Consider the following 26247-nt stretch of genomic DNA (forward strand, 5'->3'; position numbering starts at 1 on the left):
CCTCCCACCCACCGCCCGGCACCGCTGCCCCGCCGCCGCGCCCGCCGACCCCACCCCGTGCGACGGCCCGCCCGACGCCGCCACCCTCATCGACCGCGACGGCCGCGAGACCGCCGGCTGCGTCCACCACTGCGCCCGCCTCCTCCCCGGCCTCGACGGCGCCCGCGTCCACCCCTTCGTCCCCGCCCCCCACGCCCTGGACATCTACTCCCGAGCCAGCGAACTCCCCCCATTTCCCTGGGAGATCGGCAAGTAGCGCCCCAGCAGCGCACCACAAGGCGAACACCATCCGGCCGAGCGCGCCGACGGGCCCCCGCAGGCGCCGGGACCACCCCCGTGAGGACGAAGGGTTAGGCCAACGAAGGGGGCCCCGCATGCGGGGGGCAATACGCACATGAAGGTGAAGGCCGCCGCATGCGAGGGACCACCCCGCATACGCGGGATCACGACCTGCACGACGGTCTCGGCAGCGAGTTCGGGGGACCCCCCGCACGCGGGGACCACCCCTCCTCGTGCGACGGGCTGCCCGGCGACGCGGGACCACCCCCGCACACGCGGGGACCACTCCGGGATCGTTGTGTCGAGGGGCAGCGGATTGGGACCACCCCCGCACACGCGGGGACCACGTGCGCCGCAGCAGGAGCCCTTCCGCAACCCGGGGACCACCCCCGCACACGCGGGGACCACTCTCCGTCCAGCGCTACTCCGATGGTCGCGTTGGGACCACCCCCGCACACGCGGGGACCACGGCGGCACCGTCGTACGCCAGTGGCTCCCCCAGGGACCACCCCCGCACACGCGGGGACCACCAGCTGGCGGGAGCGGAGGTCATCGGCGCGCTGGGACCACCCCCGCACACGCGGGGACCACACTGCGGGACGATGAAGGTGCTGCTGTTGCGCGAGGGACCACCCCCGCACACGCGGGGACCACCTGGCCCTCCGCCTCGAACCGAAGCTGCCGCAGGGACCACCCCCGCACACGCGGGGACCACATCGGAGGTGATCGGCTGTGCCATGGCGGAGAGGGACCACCCCCGCACACGCGGGGACCACACTCTTGAGGGAGCGTCCGCGTGATCACCCTTGGGACCACCCCCGCACACGCGGGGACCACGAGCAACGTCACGATCACCACGGCCAACGGCAAGGGACCACCCCCGCACACGCGGGGACCACCAGATCAGGGTGTGGATGTGGCTGTGCCAGCCGGGACCACCCCCGCACACGCGGGGACCACGGGTGATAGGGCGCCTTAACGCTCAACTTGCCGGGACCACCCCCGCACACGCGGGGACCACCCGCCGGCTCTCCAGCCCGCCCCCGGCGGTCGAGGACCACCCCCGCACACGCGGGGACCACCCCCGGGGCCGGGCCGGTGCTGGACGGTGAACGGGACCACCCCCGCACACGCGGGGACCACAGGTGACGGCGGCCCTACAGGAGGAGTTGACGGGGACCACCCCCGCACACGCGGGGACCACACAAGCGCATCTGGGTCGGCCCCTGGATGGTCGGGACCACCCCCGCACACGCGGGGACCACAGCCCCCGGTCGATGGACCGGGACGCATCGTGGGGACCACCCCCGCACACGCGGGGACCACACAGCCGCCGTGGCATTTTTGACCTTGTCCCAGGGACCACCCCCGCACACGCGGGGACCACGACGTACCCCCACCGGTGCCCATTTTGGTCGCGGGACCACCCCCGCACACGCGGGGACCACACCACACACCCAGCATTCGGCGCGGACGGTGCGGGACCACCCCCGCACACGCGGGGACCACGAGGCGACAGCGAGTTAGTGCGAACTGGGCCCAGGGACCACCCCCGCACACGCGGGGACCACTGACGCTACACAGCACCTAGGGCCCGAGTCGCGGGACCACCCCCGCACACGCGGGGACCACAGCTTCCTCCGCCGGGCGTGGGCGGCCTCCAGGGGACCACCCCCGCACACGCGGGGACCACGGTACTGGCGAAGCTCGGGCTGGTCGACACCAGGGACCACCCCCGCACACGCGGGGACCACTCCCCGACCCCCGTATTGAGCTGGGGGACGTAGGGACCACCCCCGCACACGCGGGGACCACCGGACGCCGGAACGTGCCCCGAAGGACAGGCCGGGACCACCCCCGCACACGCGGGGACCACCGCCGCTACTGCAACGACCTGCGGGCGATCATGGGACCACCCCCGCACACGCGGGGACCACACTCCACCACCTGCGGCTTCATGCCGCCAGCGAGCGAATTTTACTCACTTCCACAGAGAGCGACATTCCGCCCTCAATCAGCGCAATCCCAGCAGAACCGCGCAAACACCTCTCCCTCGGTGTCCCTCCCAACCCTCGCCCCGTGGTCACCTAGCCCCAGCCCCCTCCAGGAAACCAAGGCAACCGCCCGCCCTCCGGTCAGCCCCCCCAGCGCCGCAAGGCCCCCCTCAGCACTCGATAATGTTCACCGCCAGCCCGCCCCGCGCGGTCTCCTTGTATTTGACGGACATGTCGGCGCCCGTTTCCTTCATGGTTTTGATGACCTTGTCGAGGGAGACGTGGTGGCGGCCGTCGCCGCGGAGGGACATGCGGGCGGCGGTGACGGCCTTGACGGCGGCCATGCCGTTGCGTTCGATGCAGGGGATCTGGACGAGGCCGCCGACCGGGTCGCAGGTCAGGCCGAGGTTGTGCTCCATGCCGATCTCGGCGGCGTTCTCGACCTGCTCGGGGGTGCCGCCGAGGACCTCGGCGAGGCCGCCGGCGGCCATCGAGCAGGCGGAGCCGACCTCGCCCTGGCAGCCGACCTCGGCGCCGGAGATGGAGGCGTTCTCCTTGAAGAGCATGCCGATGGCGCCCGCGGCGAGGAGGAAGCGGACCACGCCGTCCTCGTCGGCGCCGGGGACGAAGTTGATGTAGTAGTGCAGGACGGCGGGGATGATGCCGGCCGCGCCGTTGGTGGGGGCGGTGACGACCCGGCCGCCGGCCGCGTTCTCCTCGTTGACGGCCATGGCGTAGAGGGTGACCCACTCCATGGCGCGGGCCGCCGGGTCGCCCTCGGAGCGCAGCGCGCGGGCGGCGTTCGCGGCGCGGCGGCGGACCTTCAGGCCGCCCGGCAGGATGCCCTCGCGGGCCATGCCGCGGCTCACGCAGGCCCGCATGACCTGCCAGATCTCCAGCAGGCCGGCGCGGATCTCGTCCTCGGTGCGCCACGCCTTCTCGTTCTCCAGCATCAGCGCGGAGATCGACAGGCCGGTCTGGCCGGAGAGCCGCAGCAGCTCGTCACCGGTGCGGAAGGGGTACGTCAGCACGGTGTCGTCGAGCTTGATCCGGTCCTCGCCGACCGCGTCCTCGTCGACGACGAAACCGCCGCCGACCGAGTAGTACGTCTTCTCCAGCAGGGGAGCGCCGGCCGCGTCGTAGGCGAAGAGCGTCATGCCGTTGGCGTGGTACGGCAGCGAGCGGCGGCGGTGCAGGATCAGCTCGGTGGACTCGTCGAAGGCGATCTCGTGGGCGGCGCCTATCTCGGCGCCCAGCAGCCGCAGGCGGCCGGTGGTGCGGATGCGGGCGACCTCGTCGTCGGCGGTCTCGACGTCGACGGTGCGCGGGGAGTGGCCCTCCAGGCCGAGGAGGACGGCCTTGGGGGTGCCGTGGCCGTGGCCGGTGGCGCCCAGCGAGCCGAACAGCTCGGCGCGGACCGAGACCGTCTGGGCGAGCAGACCGTCCTTCTTGAGCCGGCGGGCGAACATCCGGGCGGCCCGCATGGGGCCGACGGTGTGCGAGCTGGAGGGGCCGATGCCGATGGAGAAGAGGTCGAAGACGGAGATGGCCACGGGGGCTGACTCCCTTGTCTGCTCGTGGTGGACGGAGGAGCACATCGGGGCAGGACGGGGTGTTTCCGGCCCAGCTGTCGAGCGTAACCCGCTCGCGGGGGAATGCCGCCGGACGGGAGGTGGCGGGGAGGGGAAGGAGGGGTGACTACCTGTTCCCAAGGTGCCGGCGCGGGGTGGCGCGGTCGGAGTGGGCGCGCGCCCGGGCCGGATCGGCGGCCCGGGGCGCCACGGGGTCACCGGGGTCCGTGGTGCCCCGGTGACCGGTCCGTCACAGGGACGGGTACAGCGGGTACTTCCCGGCCAGCGCGGTGACCCGGGCCTTGAGGGCCTCGCGGTCGTACGACGGCTTCAGCGCCTCGGCGATGATGTCGGCGACCTCGCGGAAGTCCTCCGCCTGGAAGCCGCGGGTGGCCAGGGCCGGGGTGCCGATCCGCAGGCCGGAGGTGACCATCGGGGGCCGCGGGTCGTTCGGGATGGCGTTGCGGTTGACGGTGATGCCGACCTCGTGGAGGCGGTCCTCGGCCTGCTGGCCGTCGAGCTGCGAGTCCCGCAGGTCCACCAGGACGAGGTGGACGTCGGTGCCGCCGGAGAGCACCGAGACGCCGTGCTCCTTGACGTCGTCGCGGACCAGGCGCTCGGCGAGGATCTTCGCGCCCTCCAGGGTGCGCTGCTGGCGCTCCTTGAACTCCTCCGACGCGGCGACCTTGAAGGACACCGCCTTGGCGGCGATCACATGCTCCAGCGGACCGCCCTGCTGGCCGGGGAAGACCGCGGAGTTGATCTTCTTGGCCAGTTCGGCGGTGGAGAGGATGACACCGCCGCGCGGGCCGCCCAGCGTCTTGTGCGTGGTGGTGGTCACGACGTGGGCGTGCGGTACGGGGGAGGGGTGCAGGCCCGCGGCCACCAGGCCGGCGAAGTGCGCCATGTCCACCATCAGGTACGCGCCGACCTCGTCCGCGATCCGGCGGAACGCGGCGAAGTCGAGCTGGCGCGGGTAGGCGGACCAGCCGGCGACGATCAGCTTCGGGCGGTGCTCCTTGGCGAGGCGCTCGACCTCGTCCATGTCGACGAGGTTGGTCTTCTCGTCGACGTGGTACGGCACCACGTTGTAGAGCTTGCCGGAGAAGTTGATCTTCATGCCGTGGGTGAGGTGGCCGCCGTGGGCGAGGTTCAGGCCCAGGATGGTGTCGCCCGGCTTGAGCAGCGCGAACATCGCGGCGGCGTTGGCCTGCGCGCCGGAGTGCGGCTGGACGTTGGCGGCCTCGGCGCCGAAGAGCGCCTTGATCCGGTCGATGGCGATCTGCTCGACCACGTCGACGTGCTCGCAGCCGCCGTAGTAGCGGCGGCCCGGGTAGCCCTCGGCGTACTTGTTGGTCAGGACCGAGCCCTGGGCCTCCATGACGGCGACCGGGGCGAAGTTCTCCGACGCGATCATCTCGAGGGTGGACTGCTGGCGGTGCAGCTCGGCGTCGACGGCGGCGGCGACGTCGGGGTCGAGCTCGTGCAGGGAGCTGTTCAGAAGCGACATGGGACTTCCTGGAGAGAGGGGGAGCGGGCGGGGCGCCGCGGCCCCGCCCGAGCGGTGGCGGAGGCCGGCCGGGGAGGTCAGCCGGCGGCGAAGGCGGTGTACTCGTCGGCCGTGAGCAGGTCCTCCGGCTCACCGCTGACCTTCACCTTGAACAGCCAACCGCCCTCGAACGGGGCGGAGTTCACCAGCGACGGGTCGGCGGCGACGTCCTCGTTCACCTCGGTGACCTCGCCGTCGACCGGGGAGTAGAGGTCGCTGACCGACTTGGTCGACTCCAGCTCACCGCAGGTCTCGCCCGCGGAGACGGTGGCCCCGACCTCGGGGAGCTGCACGAAGACCACATCGCCGAGGGCGTTGGCCGCGTGCTCGGTGATGCCGACCGTCGAGACGCCGTCCTCGGCGGCCGACAGCCACTCGTGCTCCTTGCTGTAGCGCAGCTGCTGGGGGTTGTCCATGGCTCGATTCTCCTGTACGCGAGGGTGTGATCGTGATTCGGGTCTTGAGCAGTGAGACGGGGGGGGGCGGCAGGCGGGGGCGCGGGCCCGCGGCGGGCCCGGCTCCTCCCGCCCGCGGCCGCTACTTCTGCCGCTTGTAGAACGGCAGCGCGACGACCTCGTACGGCTCGTGGGTGCCGCGGATGTCCACCCGGACACCCTCCGTCCCCGGCGCGGCGTACGCGGCGTCGACGTAGGCCATGGCGATCGGCTTGCCGAGGGTGGGGGAGGGCGCGCCCGAGGTGACCTCGCCGATGACCGTGCCGCCGGCGGCGGTGACCGGGTAGCCGGCGCGCGGCACCCGGCGGCCCTCGGCGACCAGGCCGACCAGCTTGCGCGGCGGGGCCTGCGCGGCGCGCTCGGCGGCCGCCGCCAGCGCCTCCCGCCCCACGAAGTCGCCCTCCTTCTCGAACTTCACGACCCGGCCCAGGCCCGCGTCGAAGGGCGTCAGCGCGGTGCTCAGCTCGTGCCCGTACAGCGGCATACCCGCCTCCAGGCGCAGCGTGTCGCGGCAGGACAGCCCGCACGGGACCAGTCCGGCGCCCGCGCCCGCCGCGGTCAGCGCCTCCCAGACGGCGACCGCGTCGGCCGGCCGGACGAACAGCTCGAAGCCGTCCTCGCCGGTGTAGCCGGTACGGGCGATCAGCGCCTGGACGCCGGCGACCGTACCGGGCAGGCCGGCGTAGTACTTCAGGCCGTCGAGGTCGGCGTCGGTGAGCTGCTTGAGGATGCCGGGGGACTCGGGGCCCTGGACGGCGATCAGCGCGTACGCGTCCCGGTCGTCGCGGACCGCGGCGTCGAAGCCGGCCTGCCGGTCCTCCAGCGCGTCCAGGACGACCTGGGCGTTGGCGGCGTTGGCGACGACCATGAACTCCTCGTCGGCGAGCCGGTAGACGATCAGGTCGTCGAGGATGCCGCCGTCCGCGCGGCAGATCATGGTGTAGCGGGCCCGGCCGGGCTTGAGGGCGGCGATGCTGCCGACCAGCGCGTGGTCGAGGAGGGCGCCGGCCTGCGGTCCGGTGACGGTGATCTCGCCCATGTGGGAGAGGTCGAACAGGCCGGCGCGGGTGCGCACCGCGACATGCTCCTCGCGTTCGCTGCTGTAGCGCAGCGGCATGTCCCAGCCGGCGAAGTCGGTCATGGTCGCGCCGAGCGCGCGGTGCGTGGCGTCCAGCGCCGTTCGGCGGGGGGCATCAGTCATCGTTCCGGGCTCCCAGGCAGGGGTGACAAGACGGTCTCCCCATCTGTCATCGGAACCTGAGAGGTTCACCGGGAGCCCGCGGACGGGCGTCGGTTTGCACCTTGGGTGGAGCCGCCGGCAGCCGGGCCGTGGCTCGCTTTTCAGATCTGCCTCGCCCGCGCGGTATAGGGGCCTGAGAGATTCAAGGGAGGACTTGCTCCTTCGGCGCCCCGCCGTGACGGCCGGGAACTCTCCCGCGCGGATTCAAGCGGCCGGTATGCAGTTGACGGGCTGCGCACGGGTGAACCGGTGGTGCGCCCGTGGCGGCCACATCATTGCACGGGATCGCCGGATGGAGGAGTCCCGGCCGCCGCCGCGCGGCCGGCCGCCCGCGCCGTTCGGCGCCCCGGGCCCGCCGGACCACCCGTCCGCACCGCGGATTCTCCTTGCCGCTCATTACCTTTTCTTGACACTCTGCGGGGGCAGGCCGGGTCCCGAACCCGGCCGCGACGGGGAGGGGCGATCACGGTGCACGGCGAAGCGGCGTACGCGACCACGGCGGGGGCCGCGCCCCCGCACCCGCCCCGGCGGACCGCCCCGTCCCGGGCGGGCAGCGGCGAGCGCCCCCGGGCCGCCCGCACCGCCCCGGTCACCGACCTCCGGGGCGCCGCCCGCCCGCCCCGCACCGCCCTGCGCTTCCCGCCCGGCGACGTGGTCGTGGTCTCCGGACTGCCGGGCAGCGGCAAGAGCACCCTGATGCGGCGGGTGGTGCCGGCCCGCGACGGCCGCGGCGCCCCGGTGCACCGCGTCGACTCCCAGGACGCCAGGGACCGCTGGGAGCGCGGCCGGCTGCGCCGCCTCCCGTACGCCGCCTACCGTCCGCTGGTCCGGGCCGCGCACTATCTGGCGCTGCGCCGCGCGCTGCGCTCCGGCGCCGCCGTGGTGGTGCACGACTGCGGGACGCTGCCCTGGGTGCGCCGCTGGCTGGCCCGTACGGCCCGGCGCGGCGGGCGCGGGCTGCACCTGGTGCTGCTGGACGTCCCGGCGCACACCGCGCTGACCGGCCAGCGCACCCGTGGGCGCGGGGTGTCGCGGTACGCGTTCGCGCGGCACCGGCGGGCGGTGGGACGGCTGGTGGCCCGGGCCGAGGCGGACCGCCTGCCGGCCGGGATCGGCTCCGCGGTGCTGCTGGACCGGCCGGCCGCCGGCGCCCTGGAGCGGCTCGACTTCGGCTGACCCCGGCGGCCGCCGCGGGCTCCGGCCGCCACCGGCTTCGATCACCGGCCGTCCGCCCGTTAGGGTCGTGCCACCGGGCGGGCCCGAGGGACCGCCCCCAGGGTCAGGCGGCCGGGCAGCGCGGCCAGTAGTGGGTGGGTGAGATGAACTATCCGGACAGTGTCCCGCAGTACGGTCCGGTGCCGGGGGACGTCCCCGACCAGGGGATACCGCAACTGGCCTGGCCGGCCAACGAACTGGAAGAGGTGCTGGCCGCGTCCCTCGGGCACCCGGGCGCCGGCGCGCGGATCGTCGAGACGCTGGGCCGCAGCCGGGTGTGGGTGCCGCTGCCCAAGGGCGGCGGCCCGGACAGCGCGGGACCCGGCGGTCCCGGACTCGACCTGCCCACCGTCGAGATCGGCGGCGCGGCCTACGTCCCGGTGTTCAGCTCCGAGCAGGAGCTGGTGAAGGTCATGGGCGCGCACACCGCGTACGCCGTCGCGCCGGCCCAGGAGTTCGCCCGCGGGCTGCCGCCGCTGCTGGGCATCGCGGTCAATCCGGACGGCACGGTCGGCGTCCCGCTGCCGCCGCCCGCGGTCGCCGAACTGTGCCGGGCCGGCCGCACCGAGCTGGAGGGCCCGCCGACCGCCGGCGCCCGGGTGCGGCTCTTCGAACCGGACTGGCAGGACGAGCCGGTGGACTTCCTGGCCGCCGCCGGCCTGGAGTTCTCCGCCGCGCCCCTGGTGCGCACCGCCCGCCGCACCCTGGCCAGCGTCGAGGGCGACACGCCCGCGCTCTTCGTCGGCGTCCAGCTCGACACCGCCCCGGAGCGGCTGCAGGACGGCACCGCCCGCGACGAGGTGCTGGCCGCGCTGGGCCGGGCGCTGGGCACGGTGCCGGTGCCCTGGCCCGTCCAGCTGGTGCTGCTGGACATCGCCCAGGGCGACCCGGTCGCCGACTGGATGCTGGAGAGCGTGCGGCCCTTCTACACCAGGCACCCCTCGTAAGCTGGGGGACGACGGGCGGGCGCAGGCCCTGCCGGAGGAAGGGACGGACCACGTGAGCGCGGGTGCGCAACAGGGAGCGGCGGCGGCCGGCCAGGTCGAGCAGATGCTGCGACAGGTCTCGCCCGGGCGCTACGACGCCTACGAGGCGCTGCTGCACGCCCTCGCGCACGGGCAGGTCTGGATGCTCCTGTGGCACGGCCGGGCCGGCCGGCCCGACGCCCAGTACGGCAACATGGAGGTGGACGGGCTCGGTTACGCGCCCTGTGTGACCTCCGCCGCCGAGCTGGCCGCCTCCGGCTGGACCCGCGACCACGAGCTGGTCACCGGCCCCGAGATCGCCGCCGCCCTCTTCCCCGACCGCTGGGGCCTGTGGCTGAATCCGCACGCTCCGGGCGGCGGCGTCGGCGTCCCCTGGCTCGACCTGCGCCGGATCGCCGGCGGCCTGGACCGCCTGCCGGCCGGCCCGCTGCGGATCTCCGAACCGGTCATCGACATCCCGCAGTTCTACGCCCTGCTCGCGCAGAACGCCCACCGCACGCCCCCGGTCCGCTCGCTGCGCCGCGCCTGGGTGCAGCCCGCCCTCGGCGTCCCGTATCTGGCCATCGGCCTGGACCTCTACGACACCGGCCAGCCGTCGGTGGACGCCGCGCGGCTGATGATCCAGCAGTCGATGGGCGCCATCCCGGACGGCCTGCCGGTCTCCACGGTCGCGATGAACGACGAGTACGACCCGGTCGGGATGTGGATGCGGGCCTGCGCCCGGCCGTTCTTCGACCGCGACGGCTATATCCAGCCACCGGCGCCGGGCCCCACCTACGGTTACGGCTACCCGCGCCCGTACTGATCGCGTCCTGACCGCGCCCGCCTAGCGCGCCGTCCGCCACCCCCTTTTCCGCGCCCTCGCGCCCCCTCCCGCCGGTGCCGGTCTTCGGCCGAATTCCCCCTGTCCGCACCGCCGTTGACACCCTTCCGCGGGCCCCGCCGCACCGCTCAGACCGAACCGCTGTTCGTATAACGGAAAGCCGCGGACCACATCACAGTTACGCATCCTTTCCCCGTCAGGGCTGGTGAGTGATCGCAGCCGCGATGAAGACTCCGGCAGCAAGGACCTCGGTCCTTTGTACGAGCGCCATCCCCCACCGGCGTCGCCCGGACCGCTTGTACCCGTCCGCGGTGCCAACTCCCGCGCGATCCGGAGGAGATGGCGGCAGGGGAAGCAGCAGTGAGGAAGACACCAGGCCGCTACCGCGGCGGGCACAGGCCGGCCACCGTCGGCCGGGAGGGGTTCTGAGGCACCGTGACCGCACCGATCGAGACCACCGGGGCGGCTGCGCAGGCGCAGCCGGAAGCGGTGCTGGAGGGCGTGGAGGCCAAGCGGATCGAGGGCCGCTCGCTCGGCCAGATCGCATGGCTGCGCTTCCGCCGCGACAAGGTCGCGATGGCGGGTGCCATCGTTGTCATCCTGCTCATCCTGATCGCCGCCTTCTCCCGCCCGCTCCAGGCCCTCTTCGGCCTGGACCCGAACGCGCCGCACCAGGACCTGATCGACCCCAACACCACCCTGCCCAAGGGCGACTTCGGCGGGATGAGCGCGTCCCACCCGCTGGGCGTGGACCCCAAGTTCGGCCGCGATCTGCTCTCCCGGATCCTGGAGGGCTCCTGGGTCTCGCTGCTGGTCGCGTTCGGCGCGACGCTGCTGTCGGTGGCCATCGGCACCGTCTTCGGCGTGGTCGCCGGCTTCTACCGCGGCCGGGTGGACGCGGTCATCAGCCGGATGATGGACGTCTTCCTGGCCTTCCCGCTGCTGCTGTTCGCCATCGCGATCTCCGCGTCGCTGCAGGGCGGCGCGTTCGGCCTGGAGGGCCTGCCGCTGCACATCTCGGTGCTGATCTTCGTGATCGGCTTCTTCAACTGGCCCTACATGGGCCGGATCGTGCGGGCCCAGACCCTGTCGCTGCGCGAGCGGGAGTTCGTCTCCGCCGCCCGCGGCCTGGGCGCGCGCGGCCCGTTCATCCTCTTCCGGGAACTCCTGCCCAACCTCGTGGGGCCCATCATCGTCTACTCGACGCTGCTGATCCCCTCCAACATCCTCTTCGAGGCGGCGCTGAGCTTCCTGGGCGTGGGCATCCAGCCGCCCCAGTCGTCCTGGGGCGGCACGCTCACCCAGGCGGTCAAGTACTACGAGGTCGACCCCCAGTACATGATCGTCCCCGGCCTCGCGATCTTCGTCACCGTGCTGGCGTTCAACCTGCTCGGTGACGGACTGAGGGACGCGCTGGACCCGCGCAGCCGCTGACCGGCCGCCGGATTCTGACCGGACGCCTCATCTTTCAGCCGTTTCTTTTCTGACGTTTCTCGACGAACGAAGGGGAGACCGAGCACCATGCGAAGGTCACTTCCGGTCGCGACTGTCGCGGCCATCACGAGTGCGGGCCTGCTGCTGGCCGGCTGCAGCGGAAAGGGGTCCTCCGACAGTTCGGCCGGGGCCAACGCCGCCACCAAGGGGATAGTCAACGCCTCGGACGAGAAGGGGGGCACCCTTACCTACGCGATGAGCGACGCCCCCGAGTCGTTCGACCCGGGCAACACCTACTACGCCTTCGTCTACAACTTCAGCCGGCTCTACGCGCGCCCGCTCACCACCTTCAAGCCGGGCGCCGGCACCAAGGGCAACCAGCTGGTGCCGGACCTCGCCGAGTCGATGGGCAAGCCGAGCGACGGTGGCAAGACCTGGACGTACAAGCTGCGCAAGGGCGTCACCTACGAGGACGGCACGCCGGTCACCTCGCAGGACGTCAAGTACGCGGTGGAGCGCAGCAACTTCGCCCGCGACACGCTCTCGCTGGGCCCGAACTACTTCCAGCACCTCCTCGTCGACAACGAGGGCGGCTACAAGGGCCCGTACAAGGACAAGAGCAAGGAAGGGCTCAAGTCCATCGAGACGCCCGACGAGCAGACGATCGTCTTCCATCTGAACAAGCCGTTCGCGGAGTTCGACTACCTCGTCAGCGCCCCGCAGACCGCGCCGGTGCCGCAGGCCAAGGACAAGGGCGCGGACTACACCAAGGCCGTGGTCTCCACCGGCTCGTACAAGTTCGAGAGCTACCAGGAGGGCAAGCGCCTGACCCTGGTCCGCAACCCGAAGTGGTCGGCGAAGACGGATCCGCTGCGCAAGCAGCTGCCCGACAAGATCGTGCTCAACCTCAAGGTGGCCCAGTCGACCATCGACAAGGACCTCCAGGCCGGCAACACCCAGATCGACATGGCCGGCCGCGGTGTGGACGGCCAGACCCAGGCCCAGCTGCTGACCGACCCGGCGCAGAAGTCCAACACCGACAACGCGCTCGGCCAGCGCCTGGTCTACACGGCGATCAACACCAAGCAGGCGCCGTTCGACAACATCGAGTGCCGCAAGGCCGTCGAGTTCGCCATCGACAAGAAGGCCGTGCAGACCGCGCTCGGCGGCCCGATCCGCGGTGACATCGCCTCCACGGTCCTCCCCACGGACCTGGCCGGCTACCAGAAGTTCGACCTGTACCCGCAGAAGTACAACGGCGACAACCTCGACCTGACCGAGGCCAAGAAGCACTGGGACAAGTGCGGCGCGGGCAACGTCAGCACCACCATCCTGGCCCGCAACGACCGCCAGGACGAGATCGACGCGGCCACCTCGGTGATCGGCTCGCTGAAGAAGATCGGCATCAACGCCAAGATCCAGTCGTACCCGACCAGCAAGTACTTCTCGGACTACGCCGGTGTGCCGGAGTTCGACAAGACCAACAACGTCGGTCTGATCATGATGCAGTGGGGCTCGGACTTCCCCACCGGCTACGGCTACCTCCAGCAGATCCTCCACGGCAAGGCGATCAGCCAGTCCGGCAACACCAACCTGTCGCAGCTGGACGACCCGGAGATCAACGACCTCCTGGACAACGCCATCGCCAACACCGACCAGTCCGCCCGCGAGAAGGCGTACGGGGAGATCGACCGGAAGGCGATGGAGCAGGCGGCGCTCGTCCCGCTGACCTACTTCAAGGTCCTGATGTACCGCTCGCCCAAGGCCACCAACCTGGTGTCCACCTCGGCGTACAGCGGTGAGTACGACTACCTCAACATCGGCGTCAAGAAGTAGCAGCCCTGGAAGGCAGGTGAAGGCATTGGTGTCCGCGGGCCGGTCGCTCCCGGCCCGCGGCACCGGCGCCGCATCCCCGTGTTCTCGTACATCATCCGCAGGTTGATCAGCGCAGTGATCCTGCTGCTGATCGTCAGCGCGGTCACCTTCGGCATCTTCTTCCTGCTGCCGAAACTGGCCGGGCAGACCACCGACCAGCTTGCCCAGCAGTACATCGGAAAGGCCCCCACGCCCGCGGACATCGCCGCGGTCAAGCAGAACCTCGGCCTGGACAAGCCCGTGTACGAGCAGTACTGGGATTTCCTCAAGGGCATTTTCGTCGGCGTCGACTACAAGTTCGGCCCGGACGCGGCGCGCTGCCACGTGCCGTGCTTCGGTTACTCGTTCAAGACCCATATCGAGGTCTGGCCGGAGATCCAGTCCCGGCTCCCGGTCACCCTGTCGCTGGCCGCCGGCGCGGCCGTGCTGTGGGTGGTCTCCGGTGTCGCCACCGGTGTGCTCTCCGCGCTGCGCCCCGGTTCGTTCTTCGACCGGATGACGATGGGCGTGGCGCTGGCCGGCGTCTCGCTCCCGATGTTCTTCACCGGCGCCCTGGCGCTGGCCCTGTTCACCTACCAGTGGCCGATCTTCCAGCGCAGCGACTACGTCCCGCTGCTGACCGACCCGGTGGGCTGGGCCCGCACCCTGGTCCTGCCGTGGGTCACCCTGGCGTTCCTCTACTCGGCGCTCTACGCGCGGCTCACCCGGGCCGGGATGCTGGAGACGCTGAGCGAGGACTACATCCGCACCGCCCGGGCCAAGGGCCTGCGGGAGCGCCGGGTGGTGGTCCGGCACGGGCTGCGGGCCGCGCTCACCCCGATCATCACCGTCTTCGGCATGGACCTGGGCCTGCTGCTGGGCGGTGCGCTGATCACCGAGCAGGTCTTCTCGCTCAAGGGCGTCGGCGCCTTCGCGGTGGACTCCATCAACGCCAACGACCTGCCGAACATCCTCGGCGTCACCCTGCTCGCCGCGTTCTTCATCGTTCTGTGCAACCTGGTGGTGGACGTTCTGTACGCCGCCGTCGACCCGCGGGTGAGGCTCTCGTGACCGACTCTTCCGAGGACAAGACCACGGCGGCGGAGCCGGCGCCGAAGGAGACCGCGGCCAGCGAGCCGGCGGCCGGGAAGCCGTCCGCCTTCCTCGAAGTGCGCGATCTGAAGGTGCACTTCAACACCGACGACGGCCTGGTGAAGTCGGTCGACGGGCTGACCTTCAGCCTGGAGAAGGGCAAGACGCTCGGCATCGTCGGCGAGTCCGGCTCCGGCAAGTCGGTCACCTCGCTGGCCATCATGGGCCTGCACCGGGTCTCCCGGCAGCAGCGCAACAAGGTGCGGATGACCGGCGAGATCCGGCTGGACGGCCAGGACCTGGTCTCCGCCGACCCGGACGAGGTGCGCCGGCTGCGCGGCCGCCGGATGGCGATGATCTTCCAGGACCCGCTGTCCGCGCTGCACCCCTTCTACACCGTCGGCAACCAGATCGTGGAGGCGTACCGCGTCCACCACGACGTCGACAAGAAGACCGCGCGCAAGCGGGCCATCGAGATGCTCGACCGGGTCGGCATCCCGCAGCCGGACAAGCGGGTGGACGACCATCCGCACCAGTTCTCCGGCGGTATGCGCCAGCGCGCGATGATCGCGATGGCGCTGGTCAACAACCCCGAGCTGCTGATCGCCGACGAGCCCACCACCGCCCTGGACGTCACCGTCCAGGCGCAGATCCTGGACCTGATCCGCGATCTGCAGAAGGAGTTCGGCTCGGCGGTCATCATCATCACCCACGACCTGGGCGTGGTCGCCGAACTCGCCGACGACCTGCTGGTGATGTACGGCGGCCGGTGCGTGGAGCGCGGCCCGTCCGACACCGTGTTCGCCACCCCGCAGCACCCCTACACCTGGGGCCTGCTGGGCTCCATGCCGCGCATCGACCGCGACCAGACCGACCGGCTCATCCCGGTCAAGGGCTCGCCGCCCAGCCTGATCAACGTGCCGTCCGGCTGTGCCTTCAACCCCCGCTGCCCGTACGCGGACCTGCCCAAGGACAACGTCACCCGCACGGTGCGCCCCGAACTGCGCCAGGTCGACGGCCGGCACTACTCGGCCTGCCATCTGCCGCGGGAGGAGCGGGAGCGTATCTGGACCGAAGAGATTGCGCCGAAGCTGTGACCGGGACGGAAACTGTGACCGAGACCACCGAGAACACCCCGCAGGACGGGCCGCTGCTGAAGGTCCGCGGCCTGGTCCGGCACTTCCCGATCACCAAGGGGCTGCTCAAGCGCCAGGTGGGCGCCGTCCAGGCGGTGGACGGGATCGACTTCGACGTCCGGCCCGGGGAGACCCTCGGCGTGGTCGGCGAGTCCGGCTGCGGCAAGTCCACGATGGGCCGGCTGATCACCCGGCTCGACGAACCGACCGGCGGCTCCATCGAGTTCGAGGGCCAGGACATCACCCATCTGTCCCAGGGCCGGCTGCGGCCGCTGCGCCGGGACATCCAGATGATCTTCCAGGACCCGTACGGCTCGCTGAACCCGCGCCACACCATCGGCGGCATCGTCTCCACCCCGTTCCGCCTCCAGGGCGTCGAGCCCGAGGGCGGGGTGAAGAAGGAGGTGCAGCGGCTGCTGGAGCTGGTGGGCCTGAGCCCGGAGCACTACAACCGCTATCCGCACGAGTTCTCCGGCGGCCAGCGCCAGCGCATCGGCATCGCCCGCGCCCTGGCCCTCAAGCCCAAGCTGGTCGTCGCCGACGAGCCGGTCTCGGCGCTGGACGTCTCCATCCAGGCGCAGGTCGTCAACCTCATGGACGACCTCCAGGAGGAGCTGGGCCTGACCTACGTCATCATCGCCCACGACCTGTCGGTGATCCGGCACGTCTCGGACCGGATCGCGGTGATGTACCTCGGCAAGATCGTCGAACTGGCCGACCGCGCCGCGCTGTACAGCTCGCCGATGCACCCGTACACCAAGGCGCTGCTGTCCGCGGTACCGGTGCCCGACCCCAAGCGGCGCACCCAGCGCGAGCGGATCCTGCTCACGGGCGACGTCCCCTCGCCGATCAACCCGCCGTCCGGCTGCCGCTTCCGCACCCGCTGCTGGAAGGCGACCGAGGAGTGCGCGACCACCGAGCCGCCGCTGGTCGAGCTGCGCACCGGGCACCAGGTGGCCTGCCACCACCCGGAGGACGAGGCAGTCAACTCCGCTGCCACGTCGGCGAGTTCGTCCGCCGAGCCGTCCGGTAAGGAATCACGTGACAAGTAACACCTGACGACTTGGCAAAGTCGCCGGTGGCGGCGGGCGGGAGAGTGCAGAGTCGGCGCGGTCGGATCTCATCCCCGCGTTCTCGAAAGGGACGGCTCATGGCACTCTCCCGTTCTGCGCGTCGCTCCTCGCGCTGGCTCGCGCTGGCCACCGCGGTGGCCTCCGCCGCCACCATCGCCGCCGCCCCCGCGGCCTCCCCGGGCGCCCCCGGCATCGGCGACCCGTACTTCCCCAATCTGGGGAACGGCGGCTACACCCCCCTCCACTACGACCTCGGCGTCAGCTACCAGCCGGACTCGGCCCGGCTCGACGGCCGGACCACGCTGACCGCCCGCGCCACCCAGGACCTCTCCGCCTTCGACCTGGACCTCCAGCAGCTGACCGTCGACCGGGTGCAGGTCAACGGCCGCCGGGCGGCGTTCTCCAGAACCGGCGACGAAATCGTCGTCCGGCCCGCCCGCCCGCTGGCCCGCGGCGAGCGCTTCGCGGTCACCGTCGTCTACCACGGCGTCCCCAAGCCGCTCAGCGGCCCGATCGTCTTCGGCTCGCAGTACGGCTGGATGAAGACCAAGGACGGGGTGTTCGTCGCCTGCGAGCCCAACGCCGCGTCCACGTGGTTCCCCTCCAGCGACCACCCCGACGAGAAGGCCACCTACGACATACGCATCGACGCCCCCAAGGGCCTGACCGGCGTCTCCAACGGGCGGCTGATCGCCTCCGGCGAGCGCGGCGACCGGGCGTGGTTCCACTGGCGGGAGAACCGTCCGATGGCGCCGTACCTCGCCACCGCCACCATCGGGAAGTTCGACGTCCGCACCGGCACCACCCCCGGCGGCACCCCGATCTACGTCGCCACCGACCCGACCCTCCCGGCCGGCAAGGTCGACGTCTACGGCATCACCGCCGAGGCCACCGACTACTGGTCGAAGCTCTTCGGGCCGTACCCGTTCGAGACGACCGGCGCGATCGTGGACGATATGCCGCAGGCCGGCTTCTCCCTGGAGGTGCAGTCCAAGCCGGCGTACTCGGCGGTCCGCAGCGAGGGCACCATCGTCCACGAGCTGGCCCACCAGTGGTTCGGCGACTCGGTCTCCGTCCGGCAGTGGAAGGACATCTGGCTGAACGAGGGCTTCGCCAGCTACGCCCAGTGGCTGTGGGGCGAGCACCGCGGCACCACCACCGCCCACGACGCCTTCCGCAAGGCGTACCGCGCGATACCCGCCGACGACGCCTTCTGGAAGATCAAGGTGTCCGACCCGCAGCGGGACACCATGTTCTCCGACGCGGTCTACGAGCGCGGCGCGATGACCCTCCAGGCGCTCCGCGAACGCATCGGCGACCGGGCGTTCTTCCGCCTGCTGCCGGCCTGGACCGCCAAGCACCGCTACGGCAACGCCGACACCGCGGACTTCATCGCACTGGCCGAGAAGGTCTCCGGGCAGCGGCTCGGCGACTTCTTCCACACCTGGCTGGACACCACCGGCCGGCCCGCGCTGCCGGGGGAGTGACCGGCTAGTCCGCGTCCCGCTCCGGGCCCCGGCCGCGCAGCTGCTGCGGCCGGGGCAGGTGCAGCCCCAGGTAGACCGCGCCCATCCGCAGCGCGAAGACCACCCCCGCCGAGACCGCCGCGGCGGGGGTGGACCCGGCGCCGAGCCGGTCCATCGCCAGATAGCAGCAGGCGCCGGCCAGCGCGGCGATCGCGTAGACGTCCTCGCGCAGCAGCAGCGGCGGGAACTCCCCGCACAGCACATCGCGCACCACCTCGCCGGTCACGCCGGTCAGCACCGCCAGGATGATCACCGCGAGCGGGGTGACACCGGCCGAGAGTGCCGCCCGGGCGCCGATCACGGTGACCACCGCCAGCCCGAGGGCGTCCGCCACCAGCAGCGATTTGCGCGGCAGCGACCAGAAGCGCAGATAGAGCATGGTGCCCACGCCGACGCAGATGATCACCGTCAGCAGCACCCAGTCGTGCGTCCAGTACAGCGGCCGGCGGTCCAGGATCAGATCGCGCAGCGTGCCGCCGGAGATCGACGCGGCGAAGGCCAGGACCAGGCCGCCGAACGGATCCATGTTGGCGCGGTAGGCCGCCAGCACACCGCTCGCGGCGAAGGCCGCGACCCCGACCAGGTAGAGCACATGAAGCATGCGGTCATCATGACAGCCGCGGAATCCGCCACTCCGCCCGCGTACGGACCGGGATCCGTCCAGTCCTTGAAACCGACACTACCCACCGGTAACACCTCGGTGTACCGTGCCGCCATGGCACAGGCGAGCGCGGACACCGCGGCCCCCAGCGAGTTCGACCGCGACACCGCGGTCATCCGGCGCGCCCCGGGCGTCTACGACACCCACCTCTCCGCGGGCTGGACGATCTTCAACGCCGTCAACGGCGGCTACCTCCTCGCCCTCATGGGCCGCGCCCTCGGCGACGCGCTGCCGCACCCCGACCCGCTCACCGTCACCGCGCACTACCTCACCGCCTCGGTGCCCGGCCCCGCCGTCATCCGCACCGAGCGGGTGCGCGCCGGCCGCACCCTCTCCACCGGCACCGCCTCGCTCGTCCAGCGCGCCGAGGACGGCACCGAGACCGAGCGCCTGCGGGTCCTGGCCACCTACGGCGACCTCTCGGCCCTCCCCGACGACGTCCGCACCACCGCCAAGCCCCCGGCCCTGCCGCCGTACGAGCACTGCCTCGGCTCCGACAGCGCCCCTGGTGACGCCCCGGCCCTCTCCGGCAGCACCGCGATCGCCGGCCGCCTGGACCTGCGCCTCGATCCGGCGACCGTGGGCTGGGCGGTGGGCGCGCCCTCCGGCCGCGGCGAGATGCGCGGCTGGTTCGGCCTCGCCGACGGCCGCGACCCCGACCCGCTCTCCCTCCTGCTGACCGTCGACGCCCTGCCGCCCACCGCCTTCGAAATGGGCCTCACCGGCTGGGTCCCCACCGTCGAACTGACCGTCCACATCCGCCACCGCCCCGCCCCCGGCCCGCTCCGCGTCGCCATCACCACCCGCAACCTCGCCGGCGGCTTCCTGGAGGAGGACGCCGAGGTCTGGGACTCCGCCGACCGCTTGGTGGCCCAGTCCCGCCAACTGGCCCGCACGGTGGCGGGGGAGGGGGGCTGAGGACGGCGCCGCCGGGGCCGGTCAGCCAGTCCGGCCCACCAGGAGGACGATGATCCTCACCGTGTGCTCGCTGATCTCGTAGCGGGCCCGGTACCTGCCACTGTGAAGGCGGCGCGGGTCCGGCGAGCCGTACGGGATGGAACCCTCGGGCCGGGGAGAGTCGGCCAGCAGGTCGATGGAGGCGAAGAGCTGGCGTAAGCCCTCCGGGTCGTCCTTCAGGAACAGCGTGGCCGCGTCCAGCGCGGGGCCGTCCCAGATGATTTCGTAGCTCACTCGCCCCCCAGGCCGAGCAGGCGGCGCACTTCGTCGTGCGGCACGCTGCGGACCGTGCCGGCCGCCTGTCGGGCGCGGTACTCGGCGAGCGCGAGTGCGTCCTCGAGGTCCGCCAGTTCCTGTGGGTTTATCAACACCGCCGCGGGCTGGCCGTGGTCGGTGATGGTGATGCGCTCGCGGGTGAGGGCGGTCCGGCGGACGAGGGACCCGAAACAGGCCCGGGCTTCAGTCATCGGGTAGGTCTCACTCATGTACAGCACTGTCCACTTCTGGCGAGTGCTGTACCGGGGTGTGCGCACGATCCGGCGGGAGCGTGGGCCCGGAGGCCGGTGTCACCGGGCGGGGTCGGGTGGGCGGGGCGGCTCGTAGAATCAGCGGACCATGGTTTACCTCGACCACGCCGCCACCACTCCGATGCTTCCGGAGGCGGTGCAGGCGATGACCGCCCAGCTGACCGTCACCGGCAACGCCTCCTCCCTGCACGCCGCCGGCCGGCGGGCCCGGCGCACCGTCGAGGAGGCGCGAGAATCGCTCGCCGCCTCCCTCGGCGCGCGGCCCAGCGAAGTCGTCTTCACGGCGGGCGGCACCGAGGCCGACAACCTCGCGGTCAAGGGGCTCTACTGGGCCCGCCGGGCGGCCGATCCGGCCCGGACCCGCATCCTGGTCAGCCGGGTCGAGCACCACGCCGTCCTGGACGCGGTGGAGTGGCTCGCCGAGCACGAGGGCGCCACCGTCGACTGGCTGCCGGTCGACGGCTACGGCCGGGTGCACCCCGAGGCGCTGCGCGAGGCCGTGCTGCGCGACCCCGCCGATGTCGCGCTGGCCACCGTCATGTGGGCCAATAACGAGATCGGTACCGTTCAGCCGGTCCGTGAACTCGCTGAGGTGGCAACGGAGTTCGGGATTCCGCTGCACGCCGACGCGGTGCAGGCGGTGGGCCAGCTCGACGTCGACTTCGCCGCCTCCGGGCTGGCCGCGATGACCGTCTCCGGCCACAAGATCGGCGGGCCGTACGGCATCGGCGCGCTGCTGCTGGGGCGGGAGTACGCGCCGGTGCCGGTGCTGCACGGCGGCGGCCAGGAGCGCCACGTCCGCTCCGGCACCCTCGACACGCCCGCCATCGCCGCGTTCGCCGCGGCCGGCCGGCACGCCGTCGCGCACCGGGAGCGGTTCGCCCGCGAGATCGGCGCGCTGCGCGACGAGCTGGTGGCGGCGGTCCGGGCGGCCGCGCCCGACGCCATCCTGGGCGGCGACCCCGACCCGGCCGGGCGGCTGCCGGCCAACGCCCACTTCACCTTCCCCGGCTGCGAGGGCGACTCCCTGCTGCTCCTGCTGGACGCCCAGGGAATCGCCTGCTCCACCGGCTCGGCCTGCACCGCCGGCGTCGCCCAGCCCAGCCACGTCCTGCTGGCCACCGGTATGTCCCAGGACCTGGCGCGCGGCACGCTCCGCTTCTCGCTGGGGCACACCTCGACGGCGGCGGACGTGGCGGCCCTGGCGGAGGTCATCGGGCCGGTGGTCGAGCGGGCGCGGGGGGCCGGGCTCAGCTGACGGGCCGGGCTCAGCCGGCGGCGGGGCGCGTGCTCCCGGCCGTGGGGCGGGCCGCCGGGCGGGACAGTTCCGCGCGGACGAGGGTGAGGTAGCGGGACCAGTCCCAGTGCGAGCCGGGGTCGGTGTGGTCGGTGCCCGGGACCTCGACATGGCCGACGATGTGCTCGCGGTCGGCGGGGAAGCCGTAGCGGCGGCAGATCGCGGCGGTCAGCCGGGCCGAGGCCGCGTACATATCCGCCGTGAAGGACTCCGGGCGGTCCACGAAACCGGCGTGCTCGATGCCGACGCTGCGTTCGTTGTAGCCGCGGTTGCCGGCGTGGAACGCCACGTCCAGCTCGCGGACGGTCTGCGCGATATGGCCGTCGCCGCGGACGACGTAGTGCGCCGACGCCTCGTGGAGCGGATCGCGGAAGACCTTCAGCGCGGTGGCGAAGCTGCCCTGGACGACGTGGACGACGACCCGGTCGACGGCGTAGTCGTCGGGGCGGCTGGCCACGCGGTAGTTCGCCGGGGAGGCGGCCGACCACTGCGCGCCGGGGAAGTCCACCTCGCCCTCCTTGCGCGGGCGGGCGTTCCCCGGCAGGCGGTACCACCAGGACGCCAGCTCCTCGCGGGCCGCGAACGCCCCCGCCCCGGCGGCCACCACGGCCCCGCCGCCGATCAGCAGCGCCCGGCGGCGGGTGGGGGACTTCCCGGGGCTCTCCCGGGGGCGGCGCTCGCCGGGGCGCTGCTCGGGGATCCCGGCGGGCGCCTCACCGGAGTCGGCGCCCTCGCCGGACGCCCCGGCGGGCTCCGCCCCCGGCTCCCCGGCGGGCTCCGCCGCGGACCCCGCCCCGGGCTCCGCGCCGCCCCCGGGCCGCCGCGCGTCCCGCTCTCGCCCGTCCCGGGCCCGTTCCGTCGCCGCCATGCCTTCCACAACGCTTTCGGGGCGCCCTCCGGTTCCGTCTACTCTGGAGGGGTTATGACTGATGCCGCCGCCCCCCGCCGCCTCCGCGTCCTCGCCGCCATGTCCGGCGGCGTGGACTCCGCCGTCGCCGCGGCCCGCGCCGCCGAGGCGGGCCACGACGTCACCGGCGTCCACCTCGCGCTGTCCGAGAACCCCAAATCCTTCCGGACCGGCGCCCGGGGCTGCTGCACGATCGAGGACTCCCACGACGCCCGCCGCGCCGCCGACGTGATCGGCATCCCGTTCTACGTCTGGGATCTGGCCGAGCGCTTCCGCGAGGACGTGGTCGAGGACTTCATCGCGGAGTACGAGGCCGGCCGCACCCCCAATCCCTGCCTGCGCTGCAACGAGAAGATCAAGTTCGCCGCGCTCCTGGACAAGGCCCTGGCCCTCGGCTTCGACGCGGTGTGCACCGGCCACTACGCCAAGGTCATCGTCCGCCCGGACGGCTCCCGCGAGCTGCACCGCGCCACCGACATGGCCAAGGACCAGTCCTACGTCCTCGGCGTCCTGGACGACCGCCAGCTCGCGCACGCCATGTTCCCGCTCGGCGACACCCCCACCACCAAGGCCGAGATCCGCGAAGAGGCCGCCCGCCGCGGCCTGTTCGTCGCCAAGAAGCCCGACAGCCACGACATCTGCTTCATCGCCGACGGCGACACCCAGGGCTTCCTGGCCAAGCGGCTGGGCACCGCCGAGGGCGAGATCGTCGACGAGTCCGGCGCGGTGCTGGGCAGCCACGACGGCGCCTACGGCTTCACGATCGGCCAGCGCAAGGGCCTGCGGATCGGCCGCCCGGCCCCGGACGGCAAGCCCCGCTACGTCCTCGACATCTCCCCGGTGACCAACACCGTCACGGTCGGCCCGGCCGCCTCCCTGGACGTCACCGCGCTCACCGCCATCCGCCCCCGCTGGTGCGGCCGCCCGCCGCAGGCCGGCCCGGCCCGCTACACCGCCCAGCTCCGCGCGCACGGCGGCGAGACGGAGGTGACGGCCGACCTCGTTGACGGCTCCGAGCTGCGCGTCACGTTCGACGAGCCGGTGCGCGGGGTCGCCCCCGGCCAGGCGATCGTCCTCTACGACGGCACCCGGGTGGTCGGTTCGGCGACGATCGCCGCCACGACGCGGCGTACGGCCGGCGAGACCCCCGAGCCGCAGCGCCGGGCCGGCTGACGGCGTCCCGGGCCGGCCCGCCGCCCCGGTAGGCACCACCCCTGACAAATGTCATCCCCGAGTCAGGACAGTTGACGCTGCCGTGCGTACACCCCCGTCCACGAGGCTGTACGCACCAGGAACGGCACCGTGCCGTTCCGCCCGACTCGGGGGAGTACGCGGTGAGTCAGCAGCAGTCCGACGCCGGCCAGTTCGCCAAGGCCCTGGTGCCGCTGGTCGTGGACGCCGGCATTCCGATGGCGTTGTACTACGTCCTCAGCAGTGGTTTCGGCCTCGGTGACGTGGCCGCGCTGGCCTGGAGCAGTGTGGTCCCGGCGGTGCGCACGGTCTGGGGCCTGGTCCGGGAGCGGACCGTCAACGGCCTCGCGCTGCTGATGCTGGCCGTCAACGCCGTGGGCCTGGCGACCAGCACGATGACCGGCGACGCCCGGCTGATGATGGTCAAGGACAGCGCCTTCAGCAGCGTCACGGGCATCGCCCTGCTGCTCTCCCTGCGGTCCCGGAAGCCGCTGATGTCCGCGGCGCTCAAGCCGTGGCTGACCAAGGGCGGCCCGGCGGCCGAGGCGGCGTGGGACCGGCTGCGGGAGCGGGGCGGGCGGTTCCGCGCGCTGGAGCGGCGGTTCACGGCGATCTGGGGCGGTCTGCTGCTGACCGAGTGCGTGGTCAAGGCCGCCTGCGTCTACGTCCTGCCGGTGCACGTCATGGTGTGGCTGGGCACGGTGCTCACGCTGGTGGCCATCCTGGCCGCGATGGTGGTCGCCGGGGGCGCCGCCGCGGAGCCGATGGAGCGGATGGTCAAGGCCGAGGCCGAGGCGGCGGCGGGGGAGGAGCCCGGCGCCGAGCGGGTCCCGGCCGCGGCCACCGCGTCCGCCGGCGCCTGACGGAGCGGAGCGCCCCTGGGGGAGTTGGGGAAATCGCGTACAGATCGGCGACCCGGCCACCCCCCGCCCTCGATCGGCCGGGCCGCGGAGCATAAGGTTCGCCGTGCGACGGGACATCCAAGGCCCCGCGTCGACGGTTCAACGGCGATCCGGACGGCACGCGGCTTTCGTCGGCCACGAAGGGAACGGAAGTCATGTCGACTGTTCAATCTGAGGTCACGCACGGCGGTCTGACCGCCGAGCTGGCTTCGCTGCACGCCGAGCTGATCCGTCGGAACCCCGGCGAGGCGGAGTTCCACCAGGCGGCACTGGAGGTCCTGGAGACGCTGGCGCCGGCGCTGGCGGCCCGCCCCGAGTTCGCGGACGCCAAGGTCCTGGAGCGGCTCGTCGAGCCCGAGCGCCAGATCATGTTCCGGGTGCCCTGGCAGGACGACGCCGGCCGGATCCAGGTCAACCGCGGTTTCCGGGTCGAATTCAACAGCGCCCTGGGCCCGTACAAGGGCGGCCTGCGCTTCCACAAGTCCGTCAACCTCGGCATCGTGAAGTTCCTCGGCTTCGAGCAGATCTTCAAGAACGCGCTCACCGGCCTGAACATCGGCGGCGGCAAGGGCGGCAGCGACTTCGACCCGCACGGCAAGTCCGACGCCGAGGTCATGCGGTTCTGCCAGTCCTTCATGACCGAGCTGCACCGCCACCTCGGCGAGCACACCGACGTACCGGCCGGCGACATCGGCGTCGGCGGCCGCGAGATCGGCTACCTCTTCGGCCAGTACCGGCGGATCACCAACCGCTGGGAGGCCGGTGTGCTGACCGGCAAGGGCCTGTCCTGGGGCGGCTCCAAGGCCCGTACGGAGGCCACCGGTTACGGCAACGTGCTGTTCACCGAGGAGATGCTCAAGCGGCGCGGTGAGGAGCTGGACGGCCAGCAGGTGGTGGTCTCCGGCTCCGGCAACGTCGCCATCTACACCATCGAGAAGGCCCAGGCGCTGGGCGCCAACGTGCTCACCGTCTCCGACTCCGGCGGCTACGTCGTCGACGAGAAGGGCATCGACCTCGCGCTGCTGAAGCAGATCAAGGAGGTCGAGCGGGGCCGGGTCAGCGACTACGCGGAGCGGCGCGGCAGTTCGGCGAAGTACGTCGCCGGCGGGAGCGTGTGGGATGTCGCCTGCGATGTCGCGCTGCCCTCGGCCACCCAGAACGAGCTGGCCGCGGACGCCGCCCGGGTCCTGATCCGCAACGGCGTCAAGGCCGTCTCCGAGGGCGCCAACATGCCCACCACGCCGGAGGCGGTGGCGCTCCTGAAGGAGGCCGGCGTCGCCTTCGGCCCGGGCAAGGCCGCCAACGCCGGCGGTGTGGCGACCAGCGCGCTGGAGATGCGGCAGAACTCCGCCCGCGAGTCGTGGTCGTTCGAGCGCGCCGAGGGCGAACTCGCCGCGATCATGCGGAACATCCACGACACCTGCTACGAGACCGCCGAGCGCTTCGGCCTGCCCGGTGACTACGTGGCGGGCGCCAACATCGCCGGCTTCGAGCGGGTCGCCGACGCGATGCTGGACCAGGGCCTGATCTGACGGCCACCGGGCCCGGGCGCGGACGCCTTCCGCGCCCGGGCCCGGA

Annotated in this window: 23 protein-coding genes, 1 CRISPR repeat array and 1 riboswitch; of the genes, 15 read left to right on the forward strand and 8 right to left on the reverse strand. The window is 72.3% G+C overall.

What is annotated here, in order from left to right; translation table 11 throughout:
- Window positions 1-256, forward strand: a 256-nt coding sequence (locus ADL22_RS22635) for a hypothetical protein (RefSeq protein WP_066982767.1), incomplete at its 5' end; no start/stop codon positions are given.
- Between the two features lie 280 nt (window positions 257-536).
- Window positions 537-2216: a CRISPR direct-repeat array (repeat unit 29 nt; unit sequence GGGACCACCCCCGCACACGCGGGGACCAC).
- Window positions 2217-2443: 227 nt separating this feature from the next.
- Here ADL22_RS22635 and ADL22_RS22640 read toward each other — a convergent pair.
- From ADL22_RS22640 to gcvT, 4 genes are all read right to left on the reverse strand, one after another.
- Window positions 2444-3826 (reverse strand): L-serine ammonia-lyase, encoded by a 1383-nt coding sequence (locus tag ADL22_RS22640; RefSeq protein ID WP_066982770.1) that lies wholly within the window; start codon window positions 3824-3826, stop codon window positions 2444-2446.
- Window positions 3827-4094: 268 nt separating this feature from the next.
- Window positions 4095-5354, reverse strand: coding sequence for a serine hydroxymethyltransferase (glyA, locus tag ADL22_RS22645; RefSeq protein WP_066982771.1), 1260 nt, complete (start codon window positions 5352-5354; stop codon window positions 4095-4097).
- Between the two features lie 77 nt (window positions 5355-5431).
- Window positions 5432-5809: a glycine cleavage system protein GcvH gene (gcvH, locus tag ADL22_RS22650; protein WP_066982773.1), complete on the reverse strand. Its 378-nt coding sequence runs from the start codon at window positions 5807-5809 to the stop codon at window positions 5432-5434.
- 121 nt (window positions 5810-5930) lie between these two features.
- A complete protein-coding gene (gcvT, locus tag ADL22_RS22655; protein ID WP_066982776.1) occupies window positions 5931-7049 on the reverse strand; it encodes a glycine cleavage system aminomethyltransferase GcvT in 1119 nt (372 codons plus the stop codon).
- Window positions 7050-7199: 150 nt separating this feature from the next.
- Window positions 7200-7295, reverse strand: a riboswitch (glycine riboswitch).
- A 255-nt stretch (window positions 7296-7550) separates the two neighbouring features.
- Between gcvT and ADL22_RS22660 the strand changes: the two genes are divergently transcribed.
- The 9 genes from ADL22_RS22660 to ADL22_RS22700 all read left to right on the forward strand — a co-directional run bounded on the left by ADL22_RS22660 (window position 7551) and on the right by ADL22_RS22700 (window position 18188).
- Complete coding sequence (locus ADL22_RS22660; protein ID WP_079064352.1) at window positions 7551-8264, forward strand: AAA family ATPase; 714 nt, start codon at window positions 7551-7553, stop codon at window positions 8262-8264.
- Window positions 8265-8407: 143 nt separating this feature from the next.
- The gene (locus ADL22_RS22665) at window positions 8408-9250 is read left to right on the forward strand and encodes an enhanced serine sensitivity protein SseB (protein ID WP_079064349.1); all 843 of its coding nucleotides are present in this window, start codon (window positions 8408-8410) and stop codon (window positions 9248-9250) included.
- Between the two features lie 52 nt (window positions 9251-9302).
- A complete protein-coding gene (locus ADL22_RS22670; RefSeq protein ID WP_079064350.1) occupies window positions 9303-10094 on the forward strand; it encodes an enhanced serine sensitivity protein SseB C-terminal domain-containing protein in 792 nt (263 codons plus the stop codon).
- 453 nt (window positions 10095-10547) lie between these two features.
- Complete coding sequence (locus ADL22_RS22675) at window positions 10548-11546, forward strand: ABC transporter permease (protein WP_066982781.1); 999 nt, start codon at window positions 10548-10550, stop codon at window positions 11544-11546.
- Window positions 11547-11633: 87 nt separating this feature from the next.
- A complete protein-coding gene (locus ADL22_RS22680; RefSeq protein ID WP_066982784.1) occupies window positions 11634-13382 on the forward strand; it encodes an ABC transporter substrate-binding protein in 1749 nt (582 codons plus the stop codon).
- Window positions 13383-13460: 78 nt separating this feature from the next.
- The gene (locus ADL22_RS22685; protein WP_066982787.1) at window positions 13461-14471 is read left to right on the forward strand and encodes an ABC transporter permease; all 1011 of its coding nucleotides are present in this window, start codon (window positions 13461-13463) and stop codon (window positions 14469-14471) included.
- Window positions 14468-15589, forward strand: coding sequence for an ABC transporter ATP-binding protein (locus tag ADL22_RS22690; RefSeq protein WP_066982790.1), 1122 nt, complete (start codon window positions 14468-14470; stop codon window positions 15587-15589). The genes ADL22_RS22685 and ADL22_RS22690 overlap by 4 nt, the downstream gene beginning before the upstream one ends.
- A gap of 14 nt (window positions 15590-15603) precedes the next feature.
- The gene (locus ADL22_RS22695; protein WP_234430813.1) at window positions 15604-16680 is read left to right on the forward strand and encodes an ABC transporter ATP-binding protein; all 1077 of its coding nucleotides are present in this window, start codon (window positions 15604-15606) and stop codon (window positions 16678-16680) included.
- 98 nt (window positions 16681-16778) lie between these two features.
- Window positions 16779-18188, forward strand: coding sequence for a M1 family metallopeptidase (locus ADL22_RS22700; protein ID WP_066982796.1), 1410 nt, complete (start codon window positions 16779-16781; stop codon window positions 18186-18188).
- A 4-nt stretch (window positions 18189-18192) separates the two neighbouring features.
- On the opposite strand, the gene ADL22_RS22705 is transcribed toward ADL22_RS22700, so the two are convergent.
- On the reverse strand, window positions 18193-18828 hold the full coding sequence (locus tag ADL22_RS22705) for a trimeric intracellular cation channel family protein (protein WP_066982799.1): 636 nt from the start codon (window positions 18826-18828) through the stop codon (window positions 18193-18195).
- A 114-nt stretch (window positions 18829-18942) separates the two neighbouring features.
- On the opposite strand from ADL22_RS22705, the gene ADL22_RS22710 reads away from it, so the two are divergent.
- Window positions 18943-19806, forward strand: a complete 864-nt coding sequence (locus ADL22_RS22710) for a thioesterase family protein (protein ID WP_066982802.1) — start codon at window positions 18943-18945, stop codon at window positions 19804-19806.
- A gap of 21 nt (window positions 19807-19827) precedes the next feature.
- On the opposite strand, the gene ADL22_RS22715 is transcribed toward ADL22_RS22710, so the two are convergent.
- Together ADL22_RS22715 and ADL22_RS22720 are read right to left on the reverse strand one after the other, a co-directional pair.
- A complete protein-coding gene (locus ADL22_RS22715; protein WP_066982805.1) occupies window positions 19828-20079 on the reverse strand; it encodes a type II toxin-antitoxin system RelE family toxin in 252 nt (83 codons plus the stop codon).
- Window positions 20076-20330 (reverse strand): type II toxin-antitoxin system Phd/YefM family antitoxin, encoded by a 255-nt coding sequence (locus ADL22_RS22720; protein ID WP_066982863.1) that lies wholly within the window; start codon window positions 20328-20330, stop codon window positions 20076-20078. Before ADL22_RS22720 ends, ADL22_RS22715 begins: the two co-directional genes overlap by 4 nt.
- Window positions 20331-20460: 130 nt before the next feature.
- On the opposite strand from ADL22_RS22720, the gene ADL22_RS22725 reads away from it, so the two are divergent.
- A complete protein-coding gene (locus ADL22_RS22725; RefSeq protein ID WP_066982807.1) occupies window positions 20461-21630 on the forward strand; it encodes a cysteine desulfurase family protein in 1170 nt (389 codons plus the stop codon).
- 10 nt (window positions 21631-21640) lie between these two features.
- On the opposite strand, the gene ADL22_RS22730 is transcribed toward ADL22_RS22725, so the two are convergent.
- Entirely contained in the window at window positions 21641-22369 is a 729-nt protein-coding gene (locus tag ADL22_RS22730; protein WP_066982866.1) for an N-acetylmuramoyl-L-alanine amidase, read from the reverse strand.
- 222 nt (window positions 22370-22591) lie between these two features.
- Here ADL22_RS22730 and mnmA point away from each other — a divergent pair, with 222 nt between their 5' ends.
- The 3 genes from mnmA (at window position 22592) to gdhA (ending at window position 26201) form a co-directional block, all read left to right on the forward strand.
- A complete protein-coding gene (gene mnmA / locus ADL22_RS22735; RefSeq protein ID WP_066982810.1) occupies window positions 22592-23749 on the forward strand; it encodes a tRNA 2-thiouridine(34) synthase MnmA in 1158 nt (385 codons plus the stop codon).
- A gap of 161 nt (window positions 23750-23910) precedes the next feature.
- Entirely contained in the window at window positions 23911-24630 is a 720-nt protein-coding gene (locus ADL22_RS22740; RefSeq protein WP_066982813.1) for a VC0807 family protein, read from the forward strand.
- 194 nt (window positions 24631-24824) lie between these two features.
- Window positions 24825-26201, forward strand: a complete 1377-nt coding sequence (gdhA, locus tag ADL22_RS22745) for an NADP-specific glutamate dehydrogenase (RefSeq protein WP_066982816.1) — start codon at window positions 24825-24827, stop codon at window positions 26199-26201.
- Window positions 26202-26247 lie beyond the last annotated feature (46 nt).

The sequence above is a fragment of the Streptomyces sp. NRRL F-4489 genome (assembly GCF_001509485.1).
Classification (GTDB): Bacteria; Actinomycetota; Actinomycetes; order Streptomycetales; family Streptomycetaceae; genus Streptomyces.

What these genes read in the sequence shown, in the direction of transcription:
- ADL22_RS22710 (WP_066982802.1), top strand. Translation starts at nt 18,943, where the DNA reads ATGGCACAGGCGAGCGCGGACACCGCGGCCCCCAGCGAGTTCGACCGC.
- mnmA (WP_066982810.1), top strand. Translation starts at nt 22,592, where the DNA reads ATGACTGATGCCGCCGCCCCCCGCCGCCTCCGCGTCCTCGCCGCCATG.
- ADL22_RS22665 (WP_079064349.1), top strand. Translation starts at nt 8,408, where the DNA reads ATGAACTATCCGGACAGTGTCCCGCAGTACGGTCCGGTGCCGGGGGAC.
- ADL22_RS22705 (WP_066982799.1), bottom strand. Translation starts at nt 18,828, where the DNA reads ATGCTTCATGTGCTCTACCTGGTCGGGGTCGCGGCCTTCGCCGCGAGC.
- ADL22_RS22700 (WP_066982796.1), top strand. Translation starts at nt 16,779, where the DNA reads ATGGCACTCTCCCGTTCTGCGCGTCGCTCCTCGCGCTGGCTCGCGCTG.
- gcvT (WP_066982776.1), bottom strand. Translation starts at nt 7,049, where the DNA reads ATGACTGATGCCCCCCGCCGAACGGCGCTGGACGCCACGCACCGCGCG.
- ADL22_RS22725 (WP_066982807.1), top strand. Translation starts at nt 20,461, where the DNA reads ATGGTTTACCTCGACCACGCCGCCACCACTCCGATGCTTCCGGAGGCG.
- glyA (WP_066982771.1), bottom strand. Translation starts at nt 5,354, where the DNA reads ATGTCGCTTCTGAACAGCTCCCTGCACGAGCTCGACCCCGACGTCGCC.
- ADL22_RS22680 (WP_066982784.1), top strand. Translation starts at nt 11,634, where the DNA reads ATGCGAAGGTCACTTCCGGTCGCGACTGTCGCGGCCATCACGAGTGCG.
- gcvH (WP_066982773.1), bottom strand. Translation starts at nt 5,809, where the DNA reads ATGGACAACCCCCAGCAGCTGCGCTACAGCAAGGAGCACGAGTGGCTG.
- gdhA (WP_066982816.1), top strand. Translation starts at nt 24,825, where the DNA reads ATGTCGACTGTTCAATCTGAGGTCACGCACGGCGGTCTGACCGCCGAG.
- ADL22_RS22720 (WP_066982863.1), bottom strand. Translation starts at nt 20,330, where the DNA reads ATGAGTGAGACCTACCCGATGACTGAAGCCCGGGCCTGTTTCGGGTCC.